This is a genomic window from Armatimonas sp. (assembly GCF_043757465.1).
Taxonomy (GTDB): Bacteria; Armatimonadota; Armatimonadia; order Armatimonadales; family Armatimonadaceae; genus Armatimonas.
Window position 1 is genome coordinate 1 of record NZ_JAYVPL010000074.1, and the last position, 23,393, is coordinate 23,393.

The window sequence follows — 23,393 nt, forward strand, 5'->3', positions numbered from 1 at the left end:
GGGCATCTCTTAGGATGCCCACTTCTTCTGTGGCTTCGGCTCTCAGGCCGAAGCCTTCGGACAAATACCCCGGAGCTTGCTCCGGTCGGATGGTTATTGCCCCTGTCGCTCACGCCCAAAACCTGTACGTGGCGACCAGCGGCGATATTCAGCGTGTGGGTCCGGGTGGTGGTGTGGCGACCACATTCGCAACAGGGTTTTTATCTGGTGGTATCCGCGGAATCGCATTTGACCATAGCCTCGCTCCCTCCACCGCGCCGGAACCCAGCACCCTTGCCCTGCTCGCTCTGGGTGTACTGCCTGTTGCGGGTCTGACTACCCGTCGCCGCAGGAAAGTTTGATGTAATCGGTTCGTTGGCGTTCGATCCGGTTTGGTTTTTCACATTCTCCTTATCGGCATCGAACCCCAAAAGCCTCCTTGAAATTATTCAAGGAGGCTTTTTGTGATAGACATTCCTTTTACCCGCCGCGACCAGTCATTGATCCACCCCATTCCCAGAGAGTTTGCTTAGTTGAGCTCGCGGCGATCGGTTTGCAGCTGTACCTGGCTTGTGTGGCGCACTTCGATACCACAGGCGCGCAGTAGCCGCCCGACGTAGCTCTCGTGGTAGCGCACCCCGTAGGCACGCTCAATCACGTCCGCAACACGACGGTAGGTCCAGATATCATCGCTGTAGCCCCAGGAACAGGCACCGCGTGACAGCAGAAGCGACAGCTCCTGGCGCTGAATCACTGTCAGGTGCGAGGGAGCCCCGGTGGGCTTTCGCCGACGAAGAACCTCCACCGCGCTCTCATCGGGGGCTTCGCGGATACGTTTCACCCACTGGCTCACCGCGCCACAGGTGACACCAAGCGCTTCGGCGATATGCTTCTGCTTCCAGCCCTGCCGGTAGAGCTCCAGTGCCCGAAGCCGTCGTCCCTCGCGCCAGTCCGATGCCGAGTCCGAAATTTTCCTTGCCAAGCTCCCCGACGAGACCATACCACCAACTTTTGTCAATCCACTTGTTGTAATCATGCCGCTCTCTCTTTAACTTCTCTTGTTGAAGTAGTGCTTGCACAGAACACCTGTCGGAGAGCATCCCACGACCCCAGCTCGTCTCGTGCTCCCTCTAAATAATGAATGTTGTACAGGGCACTCAAGGCCCCCAAACCCACACGCTGCGCCGCCGCCAGCGGCACCGCATACGTCATTTGTGCCGCTAGCCGCAGCAGTCCCCGCAGAAAAGCACCAACCCGCTTGTGGGGCAGTGCCAACCTTGCCAGAAGTTTTGTCGCACGCTGCCGCGAGACATAGCTCTGGCGAATGACCTCCCAGGAGGCATCGCCCCGCTGTGCCCGAATCACATCGAGTCTGCCATAGGCATTAGGCACTCGCAGCCACGACACAAATGTCCGCAGAGGCCGGTGCAGCGCCGCGAGCGCGGGATCAAAGCGAAAATGAACACCACACTCCCGCTCTAGGCGCGTCGCAAGCTCGACATCCTCCTGGCGGGTGAAGCCCTCATCGAAGCCCCCCACTGCCATCAGATACTCCTTCCGCACCGAGGCGTTGCCCGTGTAGAAGTTATGGGGCCCACACTCGTGCTCCGCCCAGATCCCGTTTTTCCAGGAGTCGTACTGTTTCTGGAGCATGGCATGCTCCCAGGCGATCCAGACCGGCTCGGACGAGGCGCGCTTCGGATCAGGCGACATCGGGCCGATCAGGACGAGCTTCTTATTTTCTTGATGGCGCAAGGCATGCGCTCTCAAGCACCCCGGCAGTGGCTCCACGTCATCGTCGAGGAAGACAATAACCTCGCCCTCCGCCTCGTGAATCCCCCGGTTTCGGGCCCGCGCGGGTCCGGCGTTCTCCTGACGAACAAGGCGCAGTTTGAACGGCAAGCTTGCCGCCATCCAGCCCGCGAGCAGCGCATCGGTACCATCCGTGGAACCATCGGAGACCATCACGACCTCGAAGCCACCCGGGACGGGCTCTTGCGCTTTTAAGGCATTCAGGGTCACCTTCAGGCTGACACACCGATTGTAGGTAGGAATCACGACACTCAAAAATAGCATTCTTTTTTTCGTCCCTAGTTGATGGCGGGAATCGCCTCAGGTTCACGGCATCCCGTCAGAACAGCGCGGTAGACCCGCTCCATCTGGGTGCACATTTGCTTAGACGTGTTCTCCTGAAGTACACGCTCCCGCGCCGCCGCACCCATCGTCTGGCGCAGGCCAGAGTCAAGAGCAAGAGTACGCAACGAGCGTGCCAGAGCATCAATATCGTAAGGTTTTGTCAAGAAGCCCGTGATACTATCCGTGACGATCTCCGGGACACCGCCGTTGTTGTAGGCCACCACAGGTTTACCCAGAGCCATTGCCTCCAGATAGACCATTCCTAGGGGCTCCTCAAAACTCGGCATGGCATAGAGATCGAAGGCGTTCATCAGACGTGGGATGTCTTGACGGAACCCTGTAAAAGTCACTTTATCAGCCATATCGTGCTGTGCGACGAGCTCCTCCAGCTCGGCACGAAAGCTCCCCCCACCCGGATTGGCCCGGGAGTCGTCCTCGCCCACAATCATCAGATGCAGGTTCGGCAGCTCGGGCAGAAGCTGCGCGATGGCCTTGATAAGCTCCCTCTGACCTTTCCAATGGAAGAGACGCGAGCACACCCCGATCAGCACGGCATCGGGTGCGATCCCGAACTCCTGGCGCACCTCGGCGGCATCACTGCGCGGCTCCCAGGTGCCGTCGTGGGTATCGAGCGCATTGACTACCGTGTGAACGCGCTCCGCAGGGATTCCGGCCTCAATCATCGTGCGGGAGACAAACTCGGAGACCCCCACCACCGCATCGGCGTTGCGTAGCGCCCAGCGCACGGTCGGCTGGAGCCAGTCGGCGTAGCGGACATGCATATGGATCACGCTCCGCGCTCCGGTCAGCTTCGCCAGCAAGACACCATAAAAAGCATCGCGTGGCTTCTCGGTGCCGTGGATAATCGCGATCTTCTCTCGCTTGATATAGGCGGCAAGAGAGAGAAGATGCAGCGGAATCAGGGGGCCTTGTGTCACGGACTGCCAGAACTTCTCCAGCAGAGGGCGTCCAAAGACGGTCGGGCCAAACTCCGTAGGGCGCACAGTGAGACTCGGGATCTTTTTTAAGCGCTCCAGAACGGTCATTTCGCGATTGGCATCGCAGCGATGATTGCAGGCCACGGAGACCTCCACTTTGTGACGATCCAGGTGTTTCATGAGCTGGGCATGAATCGCGGAGTCGGCACCAAAGAAGGTCTGCGACTGAATAAACAGAATACGTTTCATACCCGCACCTCCGTCTCCAGGGTGCGAATCACACGCGCCGGGTTTCCCCCAACCAGCGTGTGCGGTGGTACATCGCGGGTGACGACCGCTCCGGCGGCGACAACGGCTCCCTTGCCCACTGTCACTCCAGGAAGAATCGTCGCACCCAGACACAGCCAGGCCCCATCGTCTATTGTCACAGGCTTGGGCACCAGCGAACCCGCGCGGTGGCAGGGATCGCTCAGCTCATGGGTTCCCGTGATGATGGTCACGCCCGGACCAAATGTCACATTGTTGCCTACCCACACGGGCGCACAGCAGTCAATGGAACTTGGAGGGTAGATCAGACACTCGCGTCCAATCGTAAGATTGCGCACTGCCTGCCGCCCGCCGCGTAGCTGCAACACGCCGCGCACCAGGGTCTTCGGGCCAATACTCACTCCCGCCCAGCAGTAGATAAGCCGCCGCCAGCGCCCTGACATGTCTTCGGGCAGGGGGCGTAGCAGGGTATTGGCGAGCACCAGCCGCCACGGCACCCAGGCCAGGCCTAGCTCATCACCCAGGACAGAGAGTATCCGGTTTCGCCGAGGCTCTTGTTGCGAGATTGCTTTTTCCATTACTTTTCACTCTTCTCCAGAAACCGGATGAGCCTGGCAGGGACACCTCCCACCAGCGCACAGGGCGGCACATCGCGGGTGACCACTGCGCCCGCCGCCACCACCGCGCCTCGTCCGATCCGCACTCCCTTGAGCACGGTCACTCGTGCGCCCAGCCAGACATTGTCCTCTAGCACCACCGGCGCAGCAACTCCTGGCTGGGTGTGGTCATCCAGGCTATGAAAGTCCGAGTCCATGATCAGGGAGTAGTTGCCGATCGCGCAGTTCTTCCCGATAGTCACCCGCTCTTGCGCCCCGATAGAGACCCCGGAGTTGATGTAGCAGCGCTCCCCGATCTCGATCATGGCCCCCGGCCCGGCAGCCAGCTCAACCGGCAGATGGGTGGCACGAATGCGCACCCGCTCGCCCAGGCGCACGTCGCCAATCACTTGCAAAGATCCCCAGACCCGGATCAATTTCCCGCGCCGCGTGCAGCGGCGGGTTTTGAACAAGCTGGTCAAGACTACCCAGACAGTCTGAAGTTTTCCGATCATGCCGCTACCTTTTGCGCACTGTTGCCCAGAATGCGGGCGGGCACCCCGACAGCCGTCGCGCCCGCGGGGACATCCTTGAGCACCACGGCATTCGCCCCGATCTTAGCATCCGCCCCGACATGCACTTTCCCAAGGATACGGGCGCCCGCTCCCACAAAAACACCATCCTCAATCACGGGAAACTCCGCCTCGCCGCGCATTCCCACCGTGATACTGGAGATAAAAGTCACATTGGCCCCGATCCTCTCCGCCGAGAGAACCGTACCCACAGGGTGCGGGATATAGAGCCCTGGTCCGATGGGCGTACAGGGCGGCACATCCAGTCCATGCAGCGTGATATTGAGGCGAAAGAGCATGCCGGGCAGCAGCGGCACGCGGTTTTCCCAGAGGGCATGGCTGATCCGGTAGAGCAGGGTCGCGCGGAGCCCGCAGTAGTAAAACACAAACGAGGCGCTTGGCTTGCTCTTCCAAACGCGCGCCCACGCTTCGATATCGCTGTGAATCAGTTGCATCAGGGTCATAGTGAGAAAACCTTACAAGTTTCGTGCCAACATTAACCACTTAAGGTAAAGGTCATGTGTTTTTTATGCCGTGCGGCGGACGAGCATCCCACCCAGTGCCTTGAGCTCGGCGGGGCTCCAGCAGCGCAGAAGTACGCAGCCCGCCAGGTAGACTACCGCGCAGGGAATGGCTCCCCAGAGCCCCAGGCTTGAGCCCATGGAAAGCGAGAGGCCCATCAGCATGGGAATGGCGGCAAGGCCGTAGCGCACCAACCGCGTCACCAGTTTGTGATCGAAGAGATCGCGGGGCAGAGTGCGCCAGTAGATAATCCCCAGATAAACCTCGACAATCACATCAGAGAGAATGGCTCCCAGCGCCGCATTGCCCCAGAGCCGGTGTCCGCCCCAGGAAAAGAGAATACAGAGCGGGATTCCAAAGAGGCAGGCAATCACGGAGCTGCGGGTCTGCACTACCTGCCGGTCCATTGCCATCACCAGCAAGCCCAGTACTGCCGTGATGAAGTACAGGAGCATTCCAAAGCCCCCCACTGCCAGCACGGGCGCGGCTCCCGCAAAGCTCGGACCGTAGAGCAGACGGATAATCGGCTCGGACAGGAAGATCGCCGCGCCGGAGATGGGCAGTCCGACGAGCAGCGTGACCTCAAGTGCTTTTTGAGCCAGCGAGGCAAATCCAGCGCGGTCGTTTTGGTGATGAAGCCGGGAGAGAGTGGGTAGGAGGGCAAAGATCAGCGCCATCGGAAAGAACATCGCCGATCCGACCAACTGAAACGCGACTTTGTACCAACCCGCCTCTTGCTCCGTCGCCACGGCACCTAGCACGATCGGGTCGGTCTGACCGTAGAGTGTACGAAAGATCAGCAGCCCCATGAACGGCAGGCTCGCCACTGTCAGCGCCTTGAGATCCTCCCAGCGCGGCAGGGGAAGTGTCTTGAGCAAGTCACGCAGGCCCACGGCATAGTACGAGAAAGTGAGCAGCCCGGAGAGCACCGCCACCCCTGCGATTGCCCAGAGAGGTGCCTTAAAAGTGACCAGCAAAAAGACGGCGATCCCGTAGGCAAATTTATCCAGCAGGGTGGCTCGATTGAAACGCCCGAGTTCCTCACGTCCCTGGTAGATCGTCATAAAGACATCATTCAAGACGAAAACAACCATCCCAGGGACACTCACCAGCAGCAGGGTACGCATCTCATGAGAATAGCCCAGGCTCCAGGAAACGACGTAGGCGACGGGTATGGTCAGAAGCCCCATCAGCAGCCGTAGAGTCAGCCCTGCCGCTAGCAGAGGGCCAGCCTTGCTCCGATCCCGCGCCACTTCCTTGACAATGACCTGCGAGGTTCCGAGTGTCACAAAGACCCCCAGGATCATTACCCAGCTTGCGATAATCCCCACTTTGCCCGTTCCCGAAGGCCCCAGGTAGCGTGGCAGATAGAGATTAACCAAAAACGCCATCCCAAATGTGAGGAGCTGGGTGAGCAGTGTCCCCACCACGTTTTTTGTGACGCGCTGATTCTGTGCACTCATCGCATCCTCCGTGGCTGCCGGGTGGGGCGCTCGTGGACACCGGGGCGCCGACGCCGTTTCTCGGGATCATTGAGAGACAGAGCATTCGGGGTCAGCCCAGACATTGCCCCCACCCAGATTGCCACAAAGATCATGTCGCGGAAGTTGGAGAGCTGAAGATCAAGCAGGCCAAAGACCAGAAGCAGAGCCACCAGAATCAGCGTGTAGAGCGCCACGGCCCGAGGATACAGATTGCTCTCAGGAGCGGCCTTGCGCTTGGCCTCACTCTCTTTGTAGCGGATCACACGGCAGGCGTACACCAAAATAGCGCAGACCATTCCCCAGAACGCTAAAAACCCCAGCGTCCCCAAGCGCATCCAGACCCAGAGGATCTGATTGTGTGGCAGCAGGTTATACCAGGGATAGATATCCTTGATCATGTCTAAGTTGCCGCCGGGGGTAAGGAAGCGCTTGCCGTAGCCGTAGCCAATAAGCTGGGTCGTGCTGGTAGAGCGCATCGTCAGCATCAGGTCGTAGTTTTCGATATTGCGGTACTGGTCCGAGTCCGAGTCGCGCTGGCTGGGAGCGATGGCGGACTGAATCGCACGGGCGGGTCCTCCCAGAGCTCCGGTACTGTTGCGAAAGGCCAGGAAGTAGGGAGGAAAGACCACTGCCAGAACCACGATAAAACTCAGCACTCCTCTTCGTGCCTTAGGAAAGCCCTGGTAGGCTGCCAGCAACAAGATAGGAAGCGCGATTGTCACCGCCGCGTAGGCGGTCCGTCGGTTGGTGGTCAGATTAGCAAAAATAATCAGAGGGAGCAGAGCCCACATCAGCATCTGGAGCTTTGGCAGGAGCCGAGAGAAAGAGAGGGTCGCCAGCAACATCACAAAGGCCATGAAGAAGAAGGCTTCCTCATGCGAGCCAACCCCCTGCTCCTGAATCTCGCCGTGAAAGATCGTAAAGTGCCGCCAGATATAATTGCAGGCTTTGAATCCGATACACAACACGGTCAGCCAGATCAGCGGTGCCGCGTGTTTTTCGTTACGCACCGCATTGACCGCCAGAAAGTAAGCGACTCCAAAGTAGAGCTGTGCACGCACTTCCTGGAGCGCCTCATTGAAGTTCCCCCCCGTGGTCATGCCATTAAGCCAGCCCAAGGCCACGAATCCCAGATACACCAGAATCGGCCAGAAGAGCGAGCCGCAGCGTATCATGGTCTGGTGACGGGTGGCAAAGCGCAGTAAGATCACCGATGTGAAGATAATCAGCACCAGCTCGAAGTAGTTAATGGGAACCGCATGGGGGTTGCTTCCCAGGCACTTCTCAAACATCGTGTTGATGTTCCAGAAAAAGGGAACCGCGTCCGTGATACCCGAGCCATCTTCGATTTGTTTGAAGATCTCAAAAAGACAGGCCGCACTAAGAATCCCGTAGAGTGACAGGCGGGGAAAGTACCAGAAGACCGCGGGCAGCAGAGTCACGGTCAAGAGCAAGATCGGCAGCAGAAGTGTTGTGGGCTGCACCAGGACATACGAGAGCCCGGCGGCAAGCGCGAGCAGCCCGGCAACGGCTCCCAGGATCACTTGTTGTCGCTGTTGGCGTCGCTCAGCCACGCTACTTGCCCCCGATTCGTACAAGTGTGGCGGAGTACGGAGGAAGGCTTAGGCTCACCTGCCCCGCACTCAGAGTGGCTCCCGCCAGCGCCGTAATCTGGCTAGGCTTCTCCGCCGAGAAGCGCCAGAGCTTTGCCGATTCCCCGGCGTGCCCCTTGATACTGAGCGGCACCGTAATACTCGCTTTGGGGGTTTTGTTGATGAGTACCAGGGTGAGTGCGCCCGTCTTGCTGTCTATTGCAGAGAACACGGCCAGGCGCTCGTTGTTGGTAGAAGTGCTTTCGCAGGCGGTATCGCCAAAGCCTGCGATGCCCGATGCGGGTCGGCAAAAGAGCTGAAAGGCGGCGGCAGCCGGGGTGAGCGGCTTGGGCCGGGTCCAGAAGAATGCCAGATCCACCCCCTCGCGGCCAAAGACACCCAGCGCCTCAGCAGCTGCCAGCCCACCGCTGATATCGCCCTCGGCCCCGAAGCTCCACTCCCCGATGGCGAGCTTCGTCCCCGGGTAGCACTGCGCAATCCAGTCCTTCATCCGGGGGATGAGCTTCACCTCCGGGCCATCGGCCGTGTTGGCGATCCAGGACTCGTCCCGGTAGGTCTTATCCCAGAGGCTACGCACCGAGCGGATTCGGAGCGCACGCATCGCAGGGTCGCGGGCATCACTATAGACATTCTCCGCCTGCGGGTAGTAGTGGATATCCAGCACATCCAGGGTCCGTTTGCCCCGCTTGGCATCCTGCGCCTGAGTCTGTTTCAGGAACCAGGGAATAAAGGGCATGTCATCGTGAGCGCGGCGATCCTCTGAGGTGCGGAAGTCATCGCCGCCTCGGTCTAGCGCGGAGTAGAAGAAGCTTGTCCAGCCTGAGACAGTGGGGCCCGCCACCAGCGCCCCTCGGTCAACGTCTTTGACCGCCGTGGCATACTCCGTGAAGTTCTTGAGCATGTCATCGTAGCCCATCTGCGCCGGGTGCACATCCCGGTGCGTGAAAGACCAGAGATCGGGCTCATTGTCCATCGCGTAGAACTTCACCCCGCTGCCCACACTATTGCCGTGGGTCTTGACCAGATGGTTGACCCACTCGTCCTGGTAGACCGTCTCCCCCGGCTTGGGGTTCAGCTCAAAGCCTCGGCCTTTACGGGCCACGGATCGGACACTGGTGCGCTTGCGGTTCGCCGTGGGATCGTAGCCCGCGACGGGCCCATCGCAGCCGGAGATACCCGGGCCGGTCTTCCAGGGCACATTATCGGACTTCACCTGAATGTCGCCACTGCGCGCCACCCAGCCCAGAGTGGGGACACTCATGTAGCTGTCAATGCCTAAGTCCCGGTTGTTTTTAATAAACTCATCGGCGCCTCCTCCGGGCGTCGTGTGGGGTTTATCGCCCGCGTGGCTGCGAAACTCCCAGTCGCTCCCCGAGTTCCAGAAGTTACTGACCCAGTTATGGCGGGAGTTAGGGTTGCCCCCCCAGCGGTTTATAGTCGCCCCCAGCGACTCAAGCTCCTGCTTACTCGCATGAGCCACCCCGTAGATATACTTGCTAATCGGATGCTTCCCTGCCTGGGCATCCACACTAACAGGAATGTTGTACGACTTGGGCGCTTCGGGCAGGCTGGTATCGGGCATCAGGAAAATATCATCGAAGCCCACCTCACCGGTCGCTGTCGGCACGGCACACTGGAGAACCACACCGCTAAGCTTATCGCCCCAGCCGACGCCAAGAGCCTTGAGAGGCAGAGAGATCTTCTGCCAGCCGGGCTTTAGCCCCGCGACTCCATTCACCACGTAGCTGGTGAGTGTGAGCTGGCGGCGCGGCTTGCCAAACTCATCAAAGACCGTGGCCATGACGGTCTCGGAAGCGCCCTTGAAGAGAAACTCCAACGCCCCATAGCCATCGGCAGGGAAGGCAGTGTGGTGGAAGTAGACTCCGTCGCTGCCCTTTAGAGTCATCGCGATCCCATTGATGCCATTGGCCGCCATCGCCGCCGATGCCTTCTCATGGGTCGCCCAGGACCAGTCATCCCAGCCCTCGCCGGTTCCATCTCTGTAGACCACAATCGGCTCATCGGCGCGCTCCGTGGGAGGCACGGGAACCATGCCCTTGGGCCCGACTCCAGTCGTGACGGCGATGCTCTTGACCAGGCCCTTTGCGGTTTCTCGTAGACCACCACTCTCGCTTACTTTCTTGACACCCCAGGCTCCTACAAGCAGGACAACACTGCCCACGCTCCCTAGCAAGGCAAACGTGATACGCTCTTTGCGGAGGCGTTTTTTCTGATCCGCTTCTCGACGGCGACGGCCCGCGCGTACTTGGGCACGACGGCGTCTCTCATCCTCACTTAGTTCTTTTACAGGCGTTGTAGACATATTTAATATCATTCTCTTCTACCTAACCGACCGAAGCACTACTTATTTTTCGCATAGAAAACTAGCACCATCAAGACGACCCATCCCCCCAGTAGCACTCCGTGTTTGAGCTGCCAGCGGGGCACAAATATCCCCATAAGAACCGTCATAAAGACAATTCCAATGACCATATTCATGCGGCATCCTCCAGGGGGCGCTTAGGCTCATCCGCCATCGGGCTTCGCTCCGTGCGAACCCACTCAAGCGGCTCATTGGCCTTCGCCTTGCCTTGTTTGAGCCGTACCAGAGCGTAGAGCGCAAACTTCCAGAGGGCGTAGAAGGGAGCCCGAATCAGGGCGCTGTAGACCTCCCGGCGTGCCCCAGCAACGCGGAGCCCCCCAAAGATATAGGCCGCGTAGAGCACCAGGGAGAGCGGCACCAGCAGTGTCCAAACCGGGATCAGTACCCCCATAGTGAAGCAGAGAGCCGTCAGCCCCAGCCAGGCCGCATGCAAAGCCGCAAGCTCGGCGAGGGGCGGAACCACCAGATCGAGCGCAGCATCTACTAGCCGTGAGTCGCCCCGTTTCATCCCAGCCAGAAAGAGCTGAGGGGCCCGCTCACGCAGCAGGCGGTAGCGGCCCCGCTCCCAGCGTGCCCGCTGGGAGGCAGCCTGCTGACTGGTATTGGGCATCTGGGCGCGAACCAGCGCCTCGGGAGCGTAGCCCACGATAATGCCCTTCTCCAAAAGCAGATCCAAGCCGTAGTCAATGTCCTCCGTGATACTATTGCCACTCCAGGGAACAGCCTCCAGAACGGCGCGGGTGAAACCCATACCATTACCCTTGAGCCCGACCGTAAATCCCTGAACACTGCGGCCCAGCGGCTTGACATGGTTGACCAGCTCAAAAGCGCCTTCCATCAGGGCAGCGCGCCAGGACTCTCCGCCATTGAGCACACCGTAGCGCCCCTGAAGTACCCGTGCGTGGGTTGCCCAGCACTCTGGTGCGACACCCGCAAAGAGTTCGCCTGTCAGTACCGCAAGGAAATCCGGGGCCGCCTTGGTATCCGCATCCACTACCACCACGGCATCCGGCTTTTCGGCACGCTCCCAGAGCTGCGCAATCCCCCACTCCAGCGCGTAACCCTTCCCCCGGCGCTCCAGATCCAGGCGCTCTAGCACTGTCGCACCGCACTCGCGTGCCAGAGTAGCGGTTGTGTCGGAGCAGTTGTCGGCGATTACAACCAGCTCAAAGCTCTCGCGGGGATAGCTCTGCGCACACAAACTCGCCAGGGTAGGCTGAATTACCAGCTCCTCATTGTGCGCGGGAATGACCACGATCAGCTTGGGGGGGTGCTGCCTCCACGCCCCCCCTAGCACGGGTTTACGACGGAGCGCCGCACGCGCCATCAGGCCCGCCAGGTAGCTGCTGCTGCCCAGAGTAGCGGTGCCCAGCACCATCCAGGCGGTCAGGCAAGTGTACGTAAACGCCGAATACAGCTCACTCATCAAAAGTTCCTACGCCACCTTCCGGAAGAACTGCTGGATCTTCGTGGGTACGGATGACTTCATGCGGTTGAGGACAACTCCCAGCACCCGACGGCGCCCCAGGCGATCCACGGCCTGCTGCACGACATCTTTCGGAGTCGCCCCCGCACAGACCACCAGCATGACTTTATCCAGGTGCTCCGCGATGGGAAGTGCATTGCCAGTCGAGACCGCAGGCAAGTCCACAATCACGGTGTCGTAGATCTCGCGAACAGCGGCAATGACCTCCGTGACAGCCGGGGATCGGGCGGCCTTGTTGGGGTTGCGGGGAAGCCTGCCCGCAGGCATGACCGCAAGATCGCCACAATCGGAGAGCTGGAGCGTGCGGATGATATAGTCGCGGCCCTCCAGAACATCCACGATCCCTTTTTCAGTGCGGATACCCATCCGGCGGCAGATCTCGTTGTCGCCCAGCCCGAAGTCAATCAGGCAAACCTTGCGCCCGGTGTTACGAGCGATACTAAAGGCCAGGTGCATGGCAACCGTGGTCTTTCCCTCACCAGGAACCGCACTCGTGATCCCAAAGACACTGTCCGTATCTAGCATCGGATCGTCGAGGTGCTCGGCGGCCTGATCCCAGTGGCTGGCATTGGTGCCCTCAGCGAGCTGCCACTCCATGGCTGCATGAAGCTGTGCAAAGTCCGCATCCGAGCGCTCGATGGCGATATGGACGCGGCGTAGTGCCTCCGCTGGGACAAGGGTCACGGCGGGTGTGGAGGAGATCCGATCCAGCGACGTGGTATCCAGGTGCTCCTCAGTGTGAAGATGGTTTGTTTCCGGGTTTCGGGTAATCACGTGTGTTTTCCTTAGCTATCATGGGGCGAGAGTAGCCCCTTGGGTGCACCGCGCCGCCGTGGCTTGCCGCCGACACTCTTGCCTGATAAGACCGCACGGGTCTCGGGCAAACCGGTCAGTACAGGAATGTCCAGCGCCTGCTCGATATCCGTCTCGTAGCGGATGGTCGGGTCAGACCACTCGCGCAGCGCCACCATGAGAGCCGCAACAATTGCACCTAGAATCAGGCTCACCAGCCCGAGGGTGATGCGCTTTTTCGGGCCCGCCAGGCTAACGGTAAAGACCTCACCGACCGTCTTGAGGGTCTGGCTCGCTTCCTTTTTCTCCATGCTGGCCTGCTGCTCCGCACTGGTGTAGGCATCGCTCAGCTTTCCGCGATGGATTTGTTCCTGGTTCACCTTGAGATCAAAGTTCTCCATCTCTTTCTGGAGCGCGGGCAGATTACGTAGCTTTTGATTCTCCATCGCAAGCTGTGCGCTCAGATCCGTGATCTCTAGCTTCGCCGTCTTCGCTGTGAGCTTAGACTGGCTTGCCTCATCTATCAGTGCGCTGTAGCGTGGGTTGAGCTCGCGCTTCGAGGTGCCGCCGTTGCGCTGTTTCTCACGCCGCTCTTTAGCAACCGCAAGCTGCGCCTGATCAATCTGCCGATCCAGCGCGCGCACGGCATCACTATCTTTGCGCATCGCACCTTCCCCCGCAGTAATCTGGGAGCGGCGATCCTGCAGATCATTGAGGCGCTTCAGGGCGGGACTGTCTCCCAAAACAACCAGGGGACTGGTGTCCGTCACGATGTACTTATTCTCGCCTCGGATACGAGGCCCCACCTGCGAGATGCGCTCGCCTCCTTCAACAATCATGAGCTTCGCGCGGCGCAGGCGCTCTTCCAGATAGCCAATACGATCCATCAGAACATTGTGGGTATCGGGGCCGACCTCCGGGTGCTTCTTGCGAAACTGCTCGCGTGCCACCATCGCCTGCTGAACCAGGGTCTCCTTCTTCGCGAGCTGCTCTTTTAAAATATCCGCACGATTTGTCGAGGACTGCTGGTTAGTGAGTGCCTGGGCAGCGATGTACTGCTCCTGAACTGCCTGGACAAGCTTCTTGCACTCATCGCTCTCGTCCCAGTTCAGGCTGATCGTAAAGAGATTATCACCATCCGCTCTCGCGGAGATAGAGCCTAGGAACTTTGCCACCCGCATGTCGTTCACGCCCTGGGCTAAAGAGACAGGAGGGTTGAGCGCAGCACGCTGAAAGACATCGTCCACAAAGCCGCCCTGCTTGACATCTCTTAGTAAGATGTTAAGTTGAGCGACATTCACGTCCGATGCGGTCTTCCAACCCGCTTGATCCAGATCAGCATTCATCTTGCCACGAAGAATCTTCGCTTCCTGTGCCACACTCACCGCAGCCGTGGCGGTGTAGCCCTGGGAGCGGAAGATCAGCAACAAGGCGACGGGAATGGCGACGCAGAGAATAGTGATCAAAACCATATTCCGATTCCGAAACAGCGCGTCCACCACGCGATAGAGTACATTCGTCCGACGATACATAGTTATTTAGCCACCTGACGGATTAGCAAAAAGGTCGAAAGCCCCACTGTTAGCTCATTGAGCCCAAAGCGAAAACCACCGGACCGACGGCCCTTTAGCGGAACTTCGAGGACATCTCCTGGCCGGAGCATCGCATTGAGCTTAGCCACTTCGTCCGCATCGCGCCCCAGGGCGGTCGAGTTCTTGAGAATCTTCTCCAGATTGACGGTTTTGCGGATCGGTGTTCCATTGGGAGCGACTCGGATAATACCCGCGCTTTTAAGATCACTTTCCTGCGAGACCCCCCCCGACTGCTGGATTGCCCAGTAAATCGTGGGCTGGATATTATCGGGAATATCTATAGCACCGGGCTTCAGCACGCCCCCGCCACTCAGAAAGACCTGCCGCAGATTGGCGGGAATGGTGAGCGTGTCGCCGGGGCCAAGCTGCAGGTCGTGAGGGATCTTATCCGGGTTGCTCAGGTCCACTGGGATGGGAGTACCACCGGAGCCGCGCCGTAGGGTTGCACGGGAGAGAGCGGCTTTGGGGCTACTGCCACCCGCCGCGATCAGAGCTGCTAGAGGAGAGCCATCGCGCGGGCAGATCACGTAGCCGGGCTTGCCCACTTCGCCGAGGACGTTTACCATGGTCTCGCTCTTATTGCGCTCCTGAATGACCAGCAGGTCGCCGTCCTCAAGCATGTAGTTGAGGGCCGGGTCGCTGAACACTTTAATGGGATCAACATTGAGAGTCATCAGCCCTCCCTTGCGCACCAGCCGCATGGTCACCAGCTCCGGCTCGACTGTCATCCCCTTGGCGTCTGAGAGTAGGTTTAGTACGTGCCAGTCATCGCCGAGCTCGCGCTTGCCTGGTTCCTTCACCGGCCCAAGAATAGAAACACTGCCCATCTGGCGCTTGACCACGGAGACCAGTACCTGGGGATTGACAATCTGGCGCTTGAGACCAATTTCAAGCTTGCTCTTGACCTGCTGTAGTGTATTTCCCGCAATCTCAAGCTCCCCTACGTAGGGATAGATCATGGTCCCGTCCGGCGCAACAGTAATGGCCTGGGTGAGCTCAGGGCGGCCCATCACTTTAATCTCCAGCGAGTCGCCACAGCGCACTTTATAACGCGTCGGTAGTGCCGCAATGGCCTCCGTCGGGGAGGGTAGGATCAAGGGGCGCTCCTGAGCGGCGGGCACGGTGACGCGGCGGGTTTGCTGTCCCAGCACTAGCGATACCACGATGCCTCCTGGAACCGGCCCCAGCGCCCAGGCACTCTGGCTCAGCGCGACACATCCCAGCACCCCCAAAATATTTCGTACTTGCTTAGTTCTCATTTTCATTGCTCCCCTTCTCCCGTATTAAGTGAATTGCCCCACAGAGGCACTTATAGTGCTAAAGCAATCCCTGTGCCAATTAGCTCCCCACTAGAATAATTTTCTAAATTTTCCACAACACCCATTCCCTACTCTCCGAAGATCGGAAGACACCCCCACTTCTTTGCAGATCTATTTAAGGGATTTATGCATCAAAATCGCAAAAACCAGTATAAATATCACCATTACAAGCAATATTAACAGGGTCATACACCTAATACATATTACTTATACGTAATTCATAGCAGGCTAGCGTTCCCCTTTCTTCATCCCTAAAATTACCAGTTTTCCCTACTTCCTCTCACTCAGGCACATTTTTGGTAGGGCTTTATTTCATCAACGTAAATTCGCAGAAATTCACGGGAGCGAAATTAAGAAGAATGGTCAAGTCATCCACACTACTCGAGATTCCCCTTCAGGGAGAACGACAGCTCTCCGAGCCCTTGCGACGGGCACTTGATATTGCGGTGGCTGCCACAGCACTAGCGGTGCTCGCGCCAGTTCTAGCCACTGTCGCCGTGCTCATCTGGTCAGAGGATCGGGGATCGATTCTGTTCCATCAGGAGCGTGTCGGACAGAATGGGAAGCGCTTTGCGTTCTACAAGTTCCGCAGTATGGTAGCCAATGCGGAGGCGCTCAAGGAGAGCCTCAGTACAAAGAACGAGGCCAGCGGCCCGATCTTCAAGATGCAGCACGATCCGCGTATCACCCGAATTGGCAGAGTCCTGCGGCGCTACTCCCTCGATGAGCTGCCCCAGCTATGGAATATCCTCAAAGGCGATATGAGCCTAGTCGGGCCACGTCCTCATCTTCCCCGCGAGATAGAGAGTTGCCCGGACTATCCTCTAGAGCGGCTCAGTGTCCCGCCGGGCTTGATCTGCCTGCGCGAAGTGTCCGGGCGCTCCCGCCTGACTTTCGAGGAATGGATCGCTCTGGACCTGGAGTATGTGCGCAAGCGCTCGCTCTTGCTCAACCTCTCTATCTTGCTGCGTGCGCTACCTGCGGTCCTACGCGGCGACGGTGCTTATTAGGAGAACTATGAAGATGTCGCGTATTGATGGACAAGTAATAATCAGCAACACACGTTTTGATAATGTCAGCATGGCGGAGGCCGTCGAGCGTATCCTACAGCTTGTCCACAAAGCGGACTCGCCTCAGCATGTCTGTACAGGCAACGTGGATCACCTGGCTCTGCTCAAAGAGGATGCGGAGTTTCGAGTGATCTACTCCAGCGCCGCCCTCGTTCTGGCCGATGGGATGCCGATTGTCTGGCTCTCGCGCCTCCGCCCTGATACAGCGAACTTGGCGGAGCGTGTCGCAGGCAGCGATTTGCTGCTTGAGCTCTGCCGCGCCTCGGCCTGGACGGGCCTGAAGCTCTTCTTCCTAGGGGGAATGCCCGGTGCGGCAGATGCCGCCAAAGCCATTCTTGAAGAGCGATTCCCAGGCGTGCAGATTTGCGGAACCTACTGCCCGCCTAAAGAGATCTTTGAGACACCCGAGGAACAAGAGAAAATCGCCAAGATCCTGCGTGCCACAAACCCCGATGTTTTACTAGTTGGTCTGGGTGCCCCTAAGCAAGAGAAGTGGATCGCCCGACATAAGATGCAGTTAGGCGTCCCCGTGAGTATCGGGATCGGGGGGAGCTTTGAGATGGCAGCGGGAATGATCTCCCGAGCGCCACGGCTGGTTCAGCGCACGGGAATGGAGTGGGCGTGGCGTCTTCTTCAGGATCCCAAACGGCTCTATAAGCGCTATATCTGCCGGGATCTCCCTCTGTTGCTTGGCCTGGTAAGCGAGGCACTGAAAGTACGCATGGGGCGGCAACCATCACGACCGCGACCACTGATCGAGGAGCCACACTCCACGGCGGATGGTTCAAAACTTAATATCACGACGGCTCCCGTACGACCAACGGAGCCCACCGAAGCACGTCTTCGAAAATAAAAAGAACTTTAGGGACACACGTAATGAACGCCTCAAAAAAGATTGTCGTCACGACAACCGTAGATCTAGACGACCTGGAATACCCCATTGGCGACATCAATGAGACGGCGGCCACTCATGCCCGTGCGATTACCAACGACCGCCACATGATGATCCGCACCAGCCGGGGGAAGATTGTCTGCCGCGAGATCGCACCCAATACCTACCTGGGCCTCACGGCGGAGCGCCGCCGAATGAGCCTCCTTCAGATAGACGAGAATGTCTTTATCTTTGCTCCGGCCCGGCTCCCCAAGCACCGCCTAGAGCACCTGATCACGCACCTACTCACCCGCTACGGTATCGGCTCCGCGCACCCGCAAGAGCCCGCCGCGGCGTTTGAGAACTTCACCGACACGTCCCCGCTGGCTTGAGGCTCGCGCAATGCCCGCGACCCTAAAGCTCGGCTTCGCCCTGGAGCACTCCCTGGGCCACACCACCCATGCGAGAAACCTCCAGGCAGCCCTCGCCGCTGACTCGCTTGTCCAGCCGAAGCTCATTGAGCTGCCATTCCACAACACCCCCGGGGCCTGGGCAAGGCTTCCTGGGGTTCGCTCAAACTGGTCTCTCAGAGCCTCACTGGGTGCCTATTTGGGCCTGCGCGGCCAGAATTTAGACGCGCTGTTTTTCCATACCCAGGTCACGGCCTTGCTCTCGGCGGGCCTGCTCCGACAAACACCGGGCCTGATCTCGCTGGACGCCACCCCCGTGCAGTACGACCGGCTTGGTGCGCACTACGGTCATACACCAGGCAATGGAAAGCTTGAGAGCCTCAAGGCACGGCTCAATCAGCGGGCTTTTTCGGCGGCGCGGGGCCTGATCACCTGGAGCCAGTGGACAAAAGACTCGCTGGTTGCGGACTACGGGGTTCCCGCCGACAAAATCCAAGTCATTGCGCCCGGTGTTGATATCGCTGCCTGGGATGCGGCGCGGGCATTGCGCAAGCCCCGTAGCACCGGTGCTCCCCTAAACCTGCTGTTTGTCGGCGGGGATTTTGTGCGCAAGGGGGGCGACACGCTCCTCGCGGCCTTTGAGCGCCTCCCCGAGTCCGTGAGGCAAAAGGCGCACCTACACCTGGTGACTCAGACAACAGATATCGCCCCCCGTGAGCAGCTCACCGTCCACAATGGGGTGACACCCAACTCGGAGCGCCTGCGCACGCTCTTTGCCGAGGCGGACATCTTTGTCTTCCCCACCCGCGCGGACTGCCTGCCACAGGCCGTGTTAGAGGCACTGGCGGCGGGCTTGCCCGTAATCACCACCGCTGTCGGTGCTCTGCCCGAGGTAGTGGTCGAGAACGAGACAGGCAAGCTCGTGCCCGTGGGCGATGCAGCCGCGCTCTCCGCTGCTCTGGAACACCTCCTCACTGACCACGCGCTCCGTCTGCGCCTCGGGCACAGCGCCCGCCAGGAGGCGCTCGTCCGCTTTGATGCCGCGGTGAACTATCCCCGTATCCTCGCCCGCCTGAAAGGGCTAACCCAAAAATGAAGACCCTGCTCCTGATCCCTAGCTACCGCAAAGAGAACCTCGCCGAGGCTATTGCTGGCGATACGCACCCGACTATGGACTACGATGCCCTGGCCGCCGGGCTAGAAGCACGTGGCACCTGCGCGGAGCTCTACGACTACCGGGCGCTAGAGGCCGACCCCGATCCGCTGGTACGGCTGGCACGAAAGGCGCTGGGCAAGGATATCGCCCTAGCGGTGGCGGGCTGGCGACGGCGTAAGCGCTACAGCTCTCTCTTTACCAATGGGGAGAATATCGGGATATTTTTAGCGCTCCTGCTACGGCTCTCGGGCAAGACACGTCCGGGCCATGTCACCATTGGGCACCGTCTCTCGACGGGTAAGAAAGCACTGTTCTTCGGGACGCTGAAGCTCTGGCGGGAGATGGACACGATCTTTGTCTACGCCACCACGCAGCGCACGCAGGGCGAGACAGCTCTAGGAATTCCGGCGGAGCGCCTGCGCCTGATCCCCTTCCATGCCGATGCGAACTTCTGGCGGCCCCGCCCCGAAGTCACCGAGATCACGCAGCAAGTCAGCGCCGCCGGGCTGGAGTGGCGCGACTACCCGACATTGCTCGCCGCCGCCGAGCGCCTGCCCGACACGCAGTTCCCTCTGGCCGCCGCCTCGCCCTGGTCGAAGCACACCAACGAGACCCAGAAGCGCACCATGCCCGCCAATGTCTCGGCGCGGCGCTACGAGTACGGTGCACTGCGCACGCTCTACGCGTCCTCGGCGATTGTTGCGGTGCCGCTCTACGAGAACGACTTCCAGGCGGGAATCACCGCGATCTTAGAGGCAATGGCCTGCGGGAAAGCCGTGGTTGTCAGCCGCACCGAGGGCCAGACCGATGCGATTTGCGACGGCGAGAACGGTCTTTATGTACCCGTCGGCGATTCTGGTGCCTGGGAGAAAGCCATCCGTCGCCTGCAAGCCGACCCCGCACTGCGCCAGAGGCTTGGCAGCAATGCGCGTGTCTGGGTCGAAAAACATGCCAGCCTGGACCGCTGGGTGGATAGTCTCTGCGCAGCGATCCTCCACGCGGGGGATTTCCATCCCCGCCAAAATACGATACCATAGAGGCCATGGGACGCTCCAAGACAATCTTTCTGGCTCTGCTAGCAAGTAGCTTTCTCTTGCCGGGTTGCGGCGGACGTGGATCGGGAGAGGATTTTGTCACGTCACGCTCCGAGACAAGCCTCGACCCCGATGCCCCCTTGCTTGCCGCACGCGAGGTAGCGAGCTACACCGTCCCCCTCGATGTCGCCCGCTCTTTTGACAGCACGCTTCGCACTGTCCGCCGCTCCTACCCGGAGCTTGCGACCATCCACGCTGCCTCCACCTACAATCCTCACGAGATCCACTTCGCGCTCGGCAGTGATGCCTCCTGGCTCGCCCGATGGAAAGCGGGAAACCTGACCACAGGCGTTGCAGAGCTTGACACTCTCCTCAAGGATTTCGGTGCCAGTAAAGTCACTTTTGTGCGCGATGATGGCGATCAGAGCTGGTTTACCGTGACCTTCGACACCTACCTGCGTGCCCACCGCGCCGCCGGGCTCTTTATTGGCCTGAGTGCCTCACTGCGTATCGCCAGCGCTGTCTCCGTCTCCAGCAGCGATACCGATATCCGCTACGAGCAGCCCACGGCCAGCCTCACTCGCCTGATCTTTGTCCGTGGTGAGACGACTATTACCGTGGAAAAAGACGGCACAAGTTCCTGGACAAAGAAGCTCCCTGTAACGCCCCTGTAACGCGGGCAGGATAGAGTGCTACATGAAAGGGCACTTTAAAAATGCAAGTTACAAACTGGATGAGCTGGGAAGGTGGCGTGGACATGGCCGCTACCACCGTTTCTGGCGGGGCGCAGCCCAATGTTATCGTTCATATCGGACGGATTGTTCACACACCGCTCGGCTCGGCGGCCAGCGGCATGGTCTTCTACCAGCCCGACCCGAGCGCCGCGCCGCTCTTTATGGGCTTTGTCTCCACGGATCCGCAGATTGGGGCGTACTTTGGCCCCAATATCTTCGCGGGCACCCCGTTTGAGAGCGCTCCCACGCTTGAGGCGCAGATTGAGGTTTTTACCGCACTGCCCGACAGTGTCGGGGTTCGGGTCAAGATTGAGGGCTTCGAGATCGAGACCACGCTCAGCCAGCTCAGCGCTCTTGAGCTCGTCGAGCGGCCCTTTGGCGCTCCCCTACCGTTTGTGCAGCAAGGCGTGGAAGCGGCGGCGAGCCAGATGACCCTGACCATCAACGGCGAGAACATCACGATCTACCCAGTGCCCGTCGGGCTCTCCGGTGGCCCCAGCGCGAGCTGGTCGCCCACCGGAGTGTACTCGCGCTAGCTCAGATAAAATCGGCTACAATGTGGGCAGCTCGTTATGAATCTGCCCACAGGAACCGTCACCTTTCTCTTTACCGACATTGAGGGGAGCACCCGGCTCTGGGAGACCCATCCCACTGCAATGGGCCCCGCACTCGCCCGCCACGACACTCTGCTCCGTGGAACCATAGAAGCGCATCAGGGCTATGTCTTCAAGACCATTGGGGACGCGTTCTGCGCCGCCTTCGCCACCGTATCCGATCCGCTCAAAGCGGCCCTTGAGGCGCAAGTGCTCCTTACCGCCGAAGTTTGGCCTGACAACCTCTCGCTAAAAGTGCGGATGAGTCTTCACACCGGGGCCGCGGAGAGCCGTGAGGGCGATTACTTCGGGCAGCCTCTCAACCGCGTCGCGCGCTTGATGGCGATTGGTCACGGGGGGCAGGTGCTTCTCTCCGATGCCACGCGGCGGTTGATTGAGGGAAGTCTCACAGAGGGAATAGAGGGAATGTCCCTCCTGGATCATGGTAGCCACCGCCTCAAAGATCTCCAGGAGCTGGAGCAGGTCTTCCAGCTCTGTCACTCCAAGCTTCCCCGCGACTTTCCGCCGCTTCGCTCGCTTGTCAGCCATACCAACAACCTGCCCCAGCAGCTCACGGTATTTGTGGGCCGGGAGAAGGAGGTTCGTGAGTGGAGCCAGCTCCTGCGGGAGCGCAACCGCCGCCTCTTTACCATGACCGGCCCTGGTGGTGTGGGAAAGACCCGGGTCGCCATGCAGCTTGGGGAGAGTGTCCTCAACGACTTTCCTGATAGTGTCTGGTGGTGCGATCTAGAGCAAGCTGTCACCGTGGAGGATGCCGCCAACCGGCTGGCACTCGCACTCAATATTAGCCTTCAGCCTTCCCCCAGCGTGCGGGAGCAGCTCTTTCGGCACCTGCATGAGCGCAGGGCCCTGCTCATTCTGGATAATTTCGAGCAGGTCGCAGGGGGCACGGTCTTGATCAAGGAGCTGCTGGCCCAGACACACAATGTTGTCTGCTTGGTGACCTCACGCCGCACCCTGGAGCTACGGGGGGAGACGGTGCTGGAGCTGGGGACGATGCCCCCTCGGGAGTCCTTCAACTTGTTTGTCGAGCGTGCCTTGGAGTGCCGCCCCGATCTTGCGCTGGACGAGGAGAGCCTCGCCGATGTGGAGGAGCTTTGCCGACGCCTCGAAGGCGTTCCGCTGGCCATTGAGCTGGCAGCGGCGCGTATTGTGGGCATGACCCCGCGCCAGATGCTCCCCCGCCTGAGCGAGCGCTTTCGGCTGCTTCAGTCCCGCTCGCAGGAGCTCAATGGGCGGCAGCGGGCGCTCCGGGGCGCGGTTTAACCTCCTCAGCGACGATGACCGTGAGGTCTTTGGTCAGCTCTCGGTCTTTTCAGGCGGCTTTACGCTGGAAGAGGCGGAGGCGGTCTGTGAGGCCTTTGATGTCTTTGAAAGTGTGATGGAGCTTCGCAAGCAGTCCCTCTTTAGATTAGACCCCATGAACCAACGATTTATCATGTTGGATAGTATTCGGGAGTACGCCATGGAAAAACTAGATCAAAGCCCCGATCAAGGTGCGGCGGTGAAGAACCGTCATGCCCAGGCTTTCCTGCGTTTTGCCCGTGAGCGTGTTGCGAAGGTGCGCACGCCGGGAGAAGCCCTGGCGCTCCGTGAGCTGCAAGAACGGGAGGGGAACCTCAATATTGCCCTGGAGTGGAGCATCACGTCCCAGCAGAGTGCGCTTGCCGCCGAGCTGAGTCTGATGGCGGGCATCCTGCTCCAACGGCATGGCTTTAGTAAGATTCACGTTTAGACTAAATCGTGCCTCACATCGCTCTCTGAGAAGTGGCTCGTAGAGGGAGAACCTAGATGTCGGGAGAGATTGAGGAATTATGTGGCACTT

Annotated in this window: 23 protein-coding genes and 1 pseudogene; 10 read left to right on the plus strand and 14 right to left on the minus strand. The window is 59.6% G+C overall.

What is annotated here, in order from left to right:
- Positions 1-89 precede the first annotated feature (89 nt).
- Positions 90-341 (plus strand): PEP-CTERM sorting domain-containing protein, encoded by a 252-nt coding sequence (locus ACH2ED_RS09615; RefSeq protein ID WP_395090542.1) that lies wholly within the window; start codon positions 90-92, stop codon positions 339-341.
- Positions 342-508: 167 nt separating this feature from the next.
- On the opposite strand, the gene ACH2ED_RS09620 is transcribed toward ACH2ED_RS09615, so the two are convergent.
- From ACH2ED_RS09620 to ACH2ED_RS09685, 14 genes and pseudogenes are all read right to left on the minus strand, one after another.
- On the minus strand, positions 509-1,015 hold the full coding sequence (locus ACH2ED_RS09620; RefSeq protein WP_395090544.1) for a transposase: 507 nt from the start codon (positions 1,013-1,015) through the stop codon (positions 509-511).
- On the minus strand, positions 1,012-2,055 hold the full coding sequence (epsD, locus tag ACH2ED_RS09625; RefSeq protein ID WP_395090546.1) for an exopolysaccharide biosynthesis glycosyltransferase EpsD: 1,044 nt from the start codon (positions 2,053-2,055) through the stop codon (positions 1,012-1,014). The genes ACH2ED_RS09620 and epsD overlap by 4 nt, the downstream gene beginning before the upstream one ends.
- A gap of 14 nt (positions 2,056-2,069) precedes the next feature.
- Positions 2,070-3,302, minus strand: a complete 1,233-nt coding sequence (locus tag ACH2ED_RS09630; RefSeq protein WP_395090547.1) for a glycosyltransferase family 4 protein — start codon at positions 3,300-3,302, stop codon at positions 2,070-2,072.
- Positions 3,299-3,445, minus strand: a pseudogene (locus ACH2ED_RS09635) (sugar O-acetyltransferase); the annotation flags it as partial. The gene ACH2ED_RS09630 and the pseudogene ACH2ED_RS09635, both read right to left, overlap by 4 nt.
- Before the next feature lie 452 nt (positions 3,446-3,897).
- Entirely contained in the window at positions 3,898-4,431 is a 534-nt protein-coding gene (locus ACH2ED_RS09640) for an acyltransferase (protein WP_395090549.1), read from the minus strand.
- Complete coding sequence (locus ACH2ED_RS09645; RefSeq protein ID WP_395090551.1) at positions 4,428-4,943, minus strand: serine O-acetyltransferase; 516 nt, start codon at positions 4,941-4,943, stop codon at positions 4,428-4,430. Before ACH2ED_RS09645 ends, ACH2ED_RS09640 begins: the two co-directional genes overlap by 4 nt.
- A gap of 72 nt (positions 4,944-5,015) precedes the next feature.
- Complete coding sequence (locus ACH2ED_RS09650) at positions 5,016-6,473, minus strand: flippase (RefSeq protein ID WP_395090552.1); 1,458 nt, start codon at positions 6,471-6,473, stop codon at positions 5,016-5,018.
- On the minus strand, positions 6,470-8,068 hold the full coding sequence (locus ACH2ED_RS09655; protein ID WP_395090554.1) for an O-antigen ligase family protein: 1,599 nt from the start codon (positions 8,066-8,068) through the stop codon (positions 6,470-6,472). The genes ACH2ED_RS09650 and ACH2ED_RS09655 overlap by 4 nt, the downstream gene beginning before the upstream one ends.
- A 1-nt stretch (position 8,069) precedes the next feature.
- On the minus strand, positions 8,070-10,430 hold the full coding sequence (locus ACH2ED_RS09660; protein WP_395090556.1) for a glycoside hydrolase family 44 protein: 2,361 nt from the start codon (positions 10,428-10,430) through the stop codon (positions 8,070-8,072).
- A 38-nt stretch (positions 10,431-10,468) separates the two neighbouring features.
- A complete protein-coding gene (locus tag ACH2ED_RS09665; protein ID WP_395090558.1) occupies positions 10,469-10,606 on the minus strand; it encodes a hypothetical protein in 138 nt (45 codons plus the stop codon).
- Positions 10,603-11,916 carry a glycosyltransferase family 2 protein gene (locus ACH2ED_RS09670; protein ID WP_395090560.1) on the minus strand — a complete coding sequence of 438 codons (1,314 nt, stop codon included), beginning with the start codon at positions 11,914-11,916 and terminating at the stop codon, positions 10,603-10,605. The genes ACH2ED_RS09665 and ACH2ED_RS09670 overlap by 4 nt, the downstream gene beginning before the upstream one ends.
- Positions 11,917-11,925: 9 nt before the next feature.
- Positions 11,926-12,750: a CpsD/CapB family tyrosine-protein kinase gene (locus ACH2ED_RS09675; RefSeq protein WP_395090562.1), complete on the minus strand. Its 825-nt coding sequence runs from the start codon at positions 12,748-12,750 to the stop codon at positions 11,926-11,928.
- A gap of 11 nt (positions 12,751-12,761) precedes the next feature.
- Positions 12,762-14,240: a hypothetical protein gene (locus tag ACH2ED_RS09680; RefSeq protein ID WP_395090564.1), complete on the minus strand. Its 1,479-nt coding sequence runs from the start codon at positions 14,238-14,240 to the stop codon at positions 12,762-12,764.
- A 62-nt stretch (positions 14,241-14,302) separates the two neighbouring features.
- A complete protein-coding gene (locus ACH2ED_RS09685; RefSeq protein ID WP_395090566.1) occupies positions 14,303-15,625 on the minus strand; it encodes a polysaccharide biosynthesis/export family protein in 1,323 nt (440 codons plus the stop codon).
- A gap of 413 nt (positions 15,626-16,038) precedes the next feature.
- On the opposite strand from ACH2ED_RS09685, the gene ACH2ED_RS09690 reads away from it, so the two are divergent.
- Genes ACH2ED_RS09690 through ACH2ED_RS09730 form a run of 9 tightly spaced genes read left to right on the plus strand, consistent with a single transcriptional unit; the run spans position 16,039 to position 23,303 of the window.
- Positions 16,039-16,689: a sugar transferase gene (locus tag ACH2ED_RS09690; protein WP_395090568.1), complete on the plus strand. Its 651-nt coding sequence runs from the start codon at positions 16,039-16,041 to the stop codon at positions 16,687-16,689.
- A 13-nt stretch (positions 16,690-16,702) separates the two neighbouring features.
- Positions 16,703-17,602 carry a WecB/TagA/CpsF family glycosyltransferase gene (locus ACH2ED_RS09695; protein ID WP_395090570.1) on the plus strand — a complete coding sequence of 300 codons (900 nt, stop codon included), beginning with the start codon at positions 16,703-16,705 and terminating at the stop codon, positions 17,600-17,602.
- A 23-nt stretch (positions 17,603-17,625) separates the two neighbouring features.
- A complete protein-coding gene (locus ACH2ED_RS09700) occupies positions 17,626-18,012 on the plus strand; it encodes a hypothetical protein (protein ID WP_395090572.1) in 387 nt (128 codons plus the stop codon).
- Positions 18,013-18,022: 10 nt separating this feature from the next.
- Positions 18,023-19,126: a glycosyltransferase family 4 protein gene (locus ACH2ED_RS09705; RefSeq protein WP_395090573.1), complete on the plus strand. Its 1,104-nt coding sequence runs from the start codon at positions 18,023-18,025 to the stop codon at positions 19,124-19,126.
- On the plus strand, positions 19,123-20,223 hold the full coding sequence (locus ACH2ED_RS09710) for a glycosyltransferase family 4 protein (protein WP_395090575.1): 1,101 nt from the start codon (positions 19,123-19,125) through the stop codon (positions 20,221-20,223). Before ACH2ED_RS09705 ends, ACH2ED_RS09710 begins: the two co-directional genes overlap by 4 nt.
- Positions 20,224-20,228: 5 nt before the next feature.
- Positions 20,229-20,894, plus strand: coding sequence for a hypothetical protein (locus tag ACH2ED_RS09715; protein WP_395090577.1), 666 nt, complete (start codon positions 20,229-20,231; stop codon positions 20,892-20,894).
- A gap of 41 nt (positions 20,895-20,935) precedes the next feature.
- Positions 20,936-21,490 (plus strand): hypothetical protein, encoded by a 555-nt coding sequence (locus ACH2ED_RS09720; protein WP_395090578.1) that lies wholly within the window; start codon positions 20,936-20,938, stop codon positions 21,488-21,490.
- Between the two features lie 36 nt (positions 21,491-21,526).
- A complete protein-coding gene (locus ACH2ED_RS09725; protein WP_395090580.1) occupies positions 21,527-22,834 on the plus strand; it encodes an adenylate/guanylate cyclase domain-containing protein in 1,308 nt (435 codons plus the stop codon).
- Positions 22,800-23,303 (plus strand): hypothetical protein, encoded by a 504-nt coding sequence (locus tag ACH2ED_RS09730; RefSeq protein WP_395090582.1) that lies wholly within the window; start codon positions 22,800-22,802, stop codon positions 23,301-23,303. The genes ACH2ED_RS09725 and ACH2ED_RS09730 overlap by 35 nt, the downstream gene beginning before the upstream one ends.
- Positions 23,304-23,393: the final 90 nt, after the last annotated feature.

What these genes read in the sequence shown, in the direction of transcription:
- ACH2ED_RS09665 (WP_395090558.1), bottom strand. Translation starts at nt 10,606, where the DNA reads ATGAATATGGTCATTGGAATTGTCTTTATGACGGTTCTTATGGGGATA.
- ACH2ED_RS09700 (WP_395090572.1), top strand. Translation starts at nt 17,626, where the DNA reads ATGAACGCCTCAAAAAAGATTGTCGTCACGACAACCGTAGATCTAGAC.
- ACH2ED_RS09695 (WP_395090570.1), top strand. Translation starts at nt 16,703, where the DNA reads ATGTCGCGTATTGATGGACAAGTAATAATCAGCAACACACGTTTTGAT.
- ACH2ED_RS09715 (WP_395090577.1), top strand. Translation starts at nt 20,229, where the DNA reads ATGGGACGCTCCAAGACAATCTTTCTGGCTCTGCTAGCAAGTAGCTTT.
- ACH2ED_RS09720 (WP_395090578.1), top strand. Translation starts at nt 20,936, where the DNA reads ATGCAAGTTACAAACTGGATGAGCTGGGAAGGTGGCGTGGACATGGCC.
- ACH2ED_RS09685 (WP_395090566.1), bottom strand. Translation starts at nt 15,625, where the DNA reads ATGAAAATGAGAACTAAGCAAGTACGAAATATTTTGGGGGTGCTGGGA.
- ACH2ED_RS09650 (WP_395090552.1), bottom strand. Translation starts at nt 6,473, where the DNA reads ATGAGTGCACAGAATCAGCGCGTCACAAAAAACGTGGTGGGGACACTG.
- ACH2ED_RS09620 (WP_395090544.1), bottom strand. Translation starts at nt 1,015, where the DNA reads ATGATTACAACAAGTGGATTGACAAAAGTTGGTGGTATGGTCTCGTCG.
- ACH2ED_RS09640 (WP_395090549.1), bottom strand. Translation starts at nt 4,431, where the DNA reads ATGATCGGAAAACTTCAGACTGTCTGGGTAGTCTTGACCAGCTTGTTC.
- ACH2ED_RS09730 (WP_395090582.1), top strand. Translation starts at nt 22,800, where the DNA reads ATGGGCGGCAGCGGGCGCTCCGGGGCGCGGTTTAACCTCCTCAGCGAC.
- ACH2ED_RS09725 (WP_395090580.1), top strand. Translation starts at nt 21,527, where the DNA reads ATGAATCTGCCCACAGGAACCGTCACCTTTCTCTTTACCGACATTGAG.
- epsD (WP_395090546.1), bottom strand. Translation starts at nt 2,055, where the DNA reads ATGCTATTTTTGAGTGTCGTGATTCCTACCTACAATCGGTGTGTCAGC.
- ACH2ED_RS09630 (WP_395090547.1), bottom strand. Translation starts at nt 3,302, where the DNA reads ATGAAACGTATTCTGTTTATTCAGTCGCAGACCTTCTTTGGTGCCGAC.
- ACH2ED_RS09615 (WP_395090542.1), top strand. Translation starts at nt 90, where the DNA reads ATGGTTATTGCCCCTGTCGCTCACGCCCAAAACCTGTACGTGGCGACC.
- ACH2ED_RS09680 (WP_395090564.1), bottom strand. Translation starts at nt 14,240, where the DNA reads ATGGTTTTGATCACTATTCTCTGCGTCGCCATTCCCGTCGCCTTGTTG.
- ACH2ED_RS09710 (WP_395090575.1), top strand. Translation starts at nt 19,123, where the DNA reads ATGAAGACCCTGCTCCTGATCCCTAGCTACCGCAAAGAGAACCTCGCC.
- ACH2ED_RS09705 (WP_395090573.1), top strand. Translation starts at nt 18,023, where the DNA reads ATGCCCGCGACCCTAAAGCTCGGCTTCGCCCTGGAGCACTCCCTGGGC.
- ACH2ED_RS09660 (WP_395090556.1), bottom strand. Translation starts at nt 10,430, where the DNA reads ATGTCTACAACGCCTGTAAAAGAACTAAGTGAGGATGAGAGACGCCGT.
- ACH2ED_RS09690 (WP_395090568.1), top strand. Translation starts at nt 16,039, where the DNA reads ATGGTCAAGTCATCCACACTACTCGAGATTCCCCTTCAGGGAGAACGA.
- ACH2ED_RS09645 (WP_395090551.1), bottom strand. Translation starts at nt 4,943, where the DNA reads ATGCAACTGATTCACAGCGATATCGAAGCGTGGGCGCGCGTTTGGAAG.
- ACH2ED_RS09670 (WP_395090560.1), bottom strand. Translation starts at nt 11,916, where the DNA reads ATGAGTGAGCTGTATTCGGCGTTTACGTACACTTGCCTGACCGCCTGG.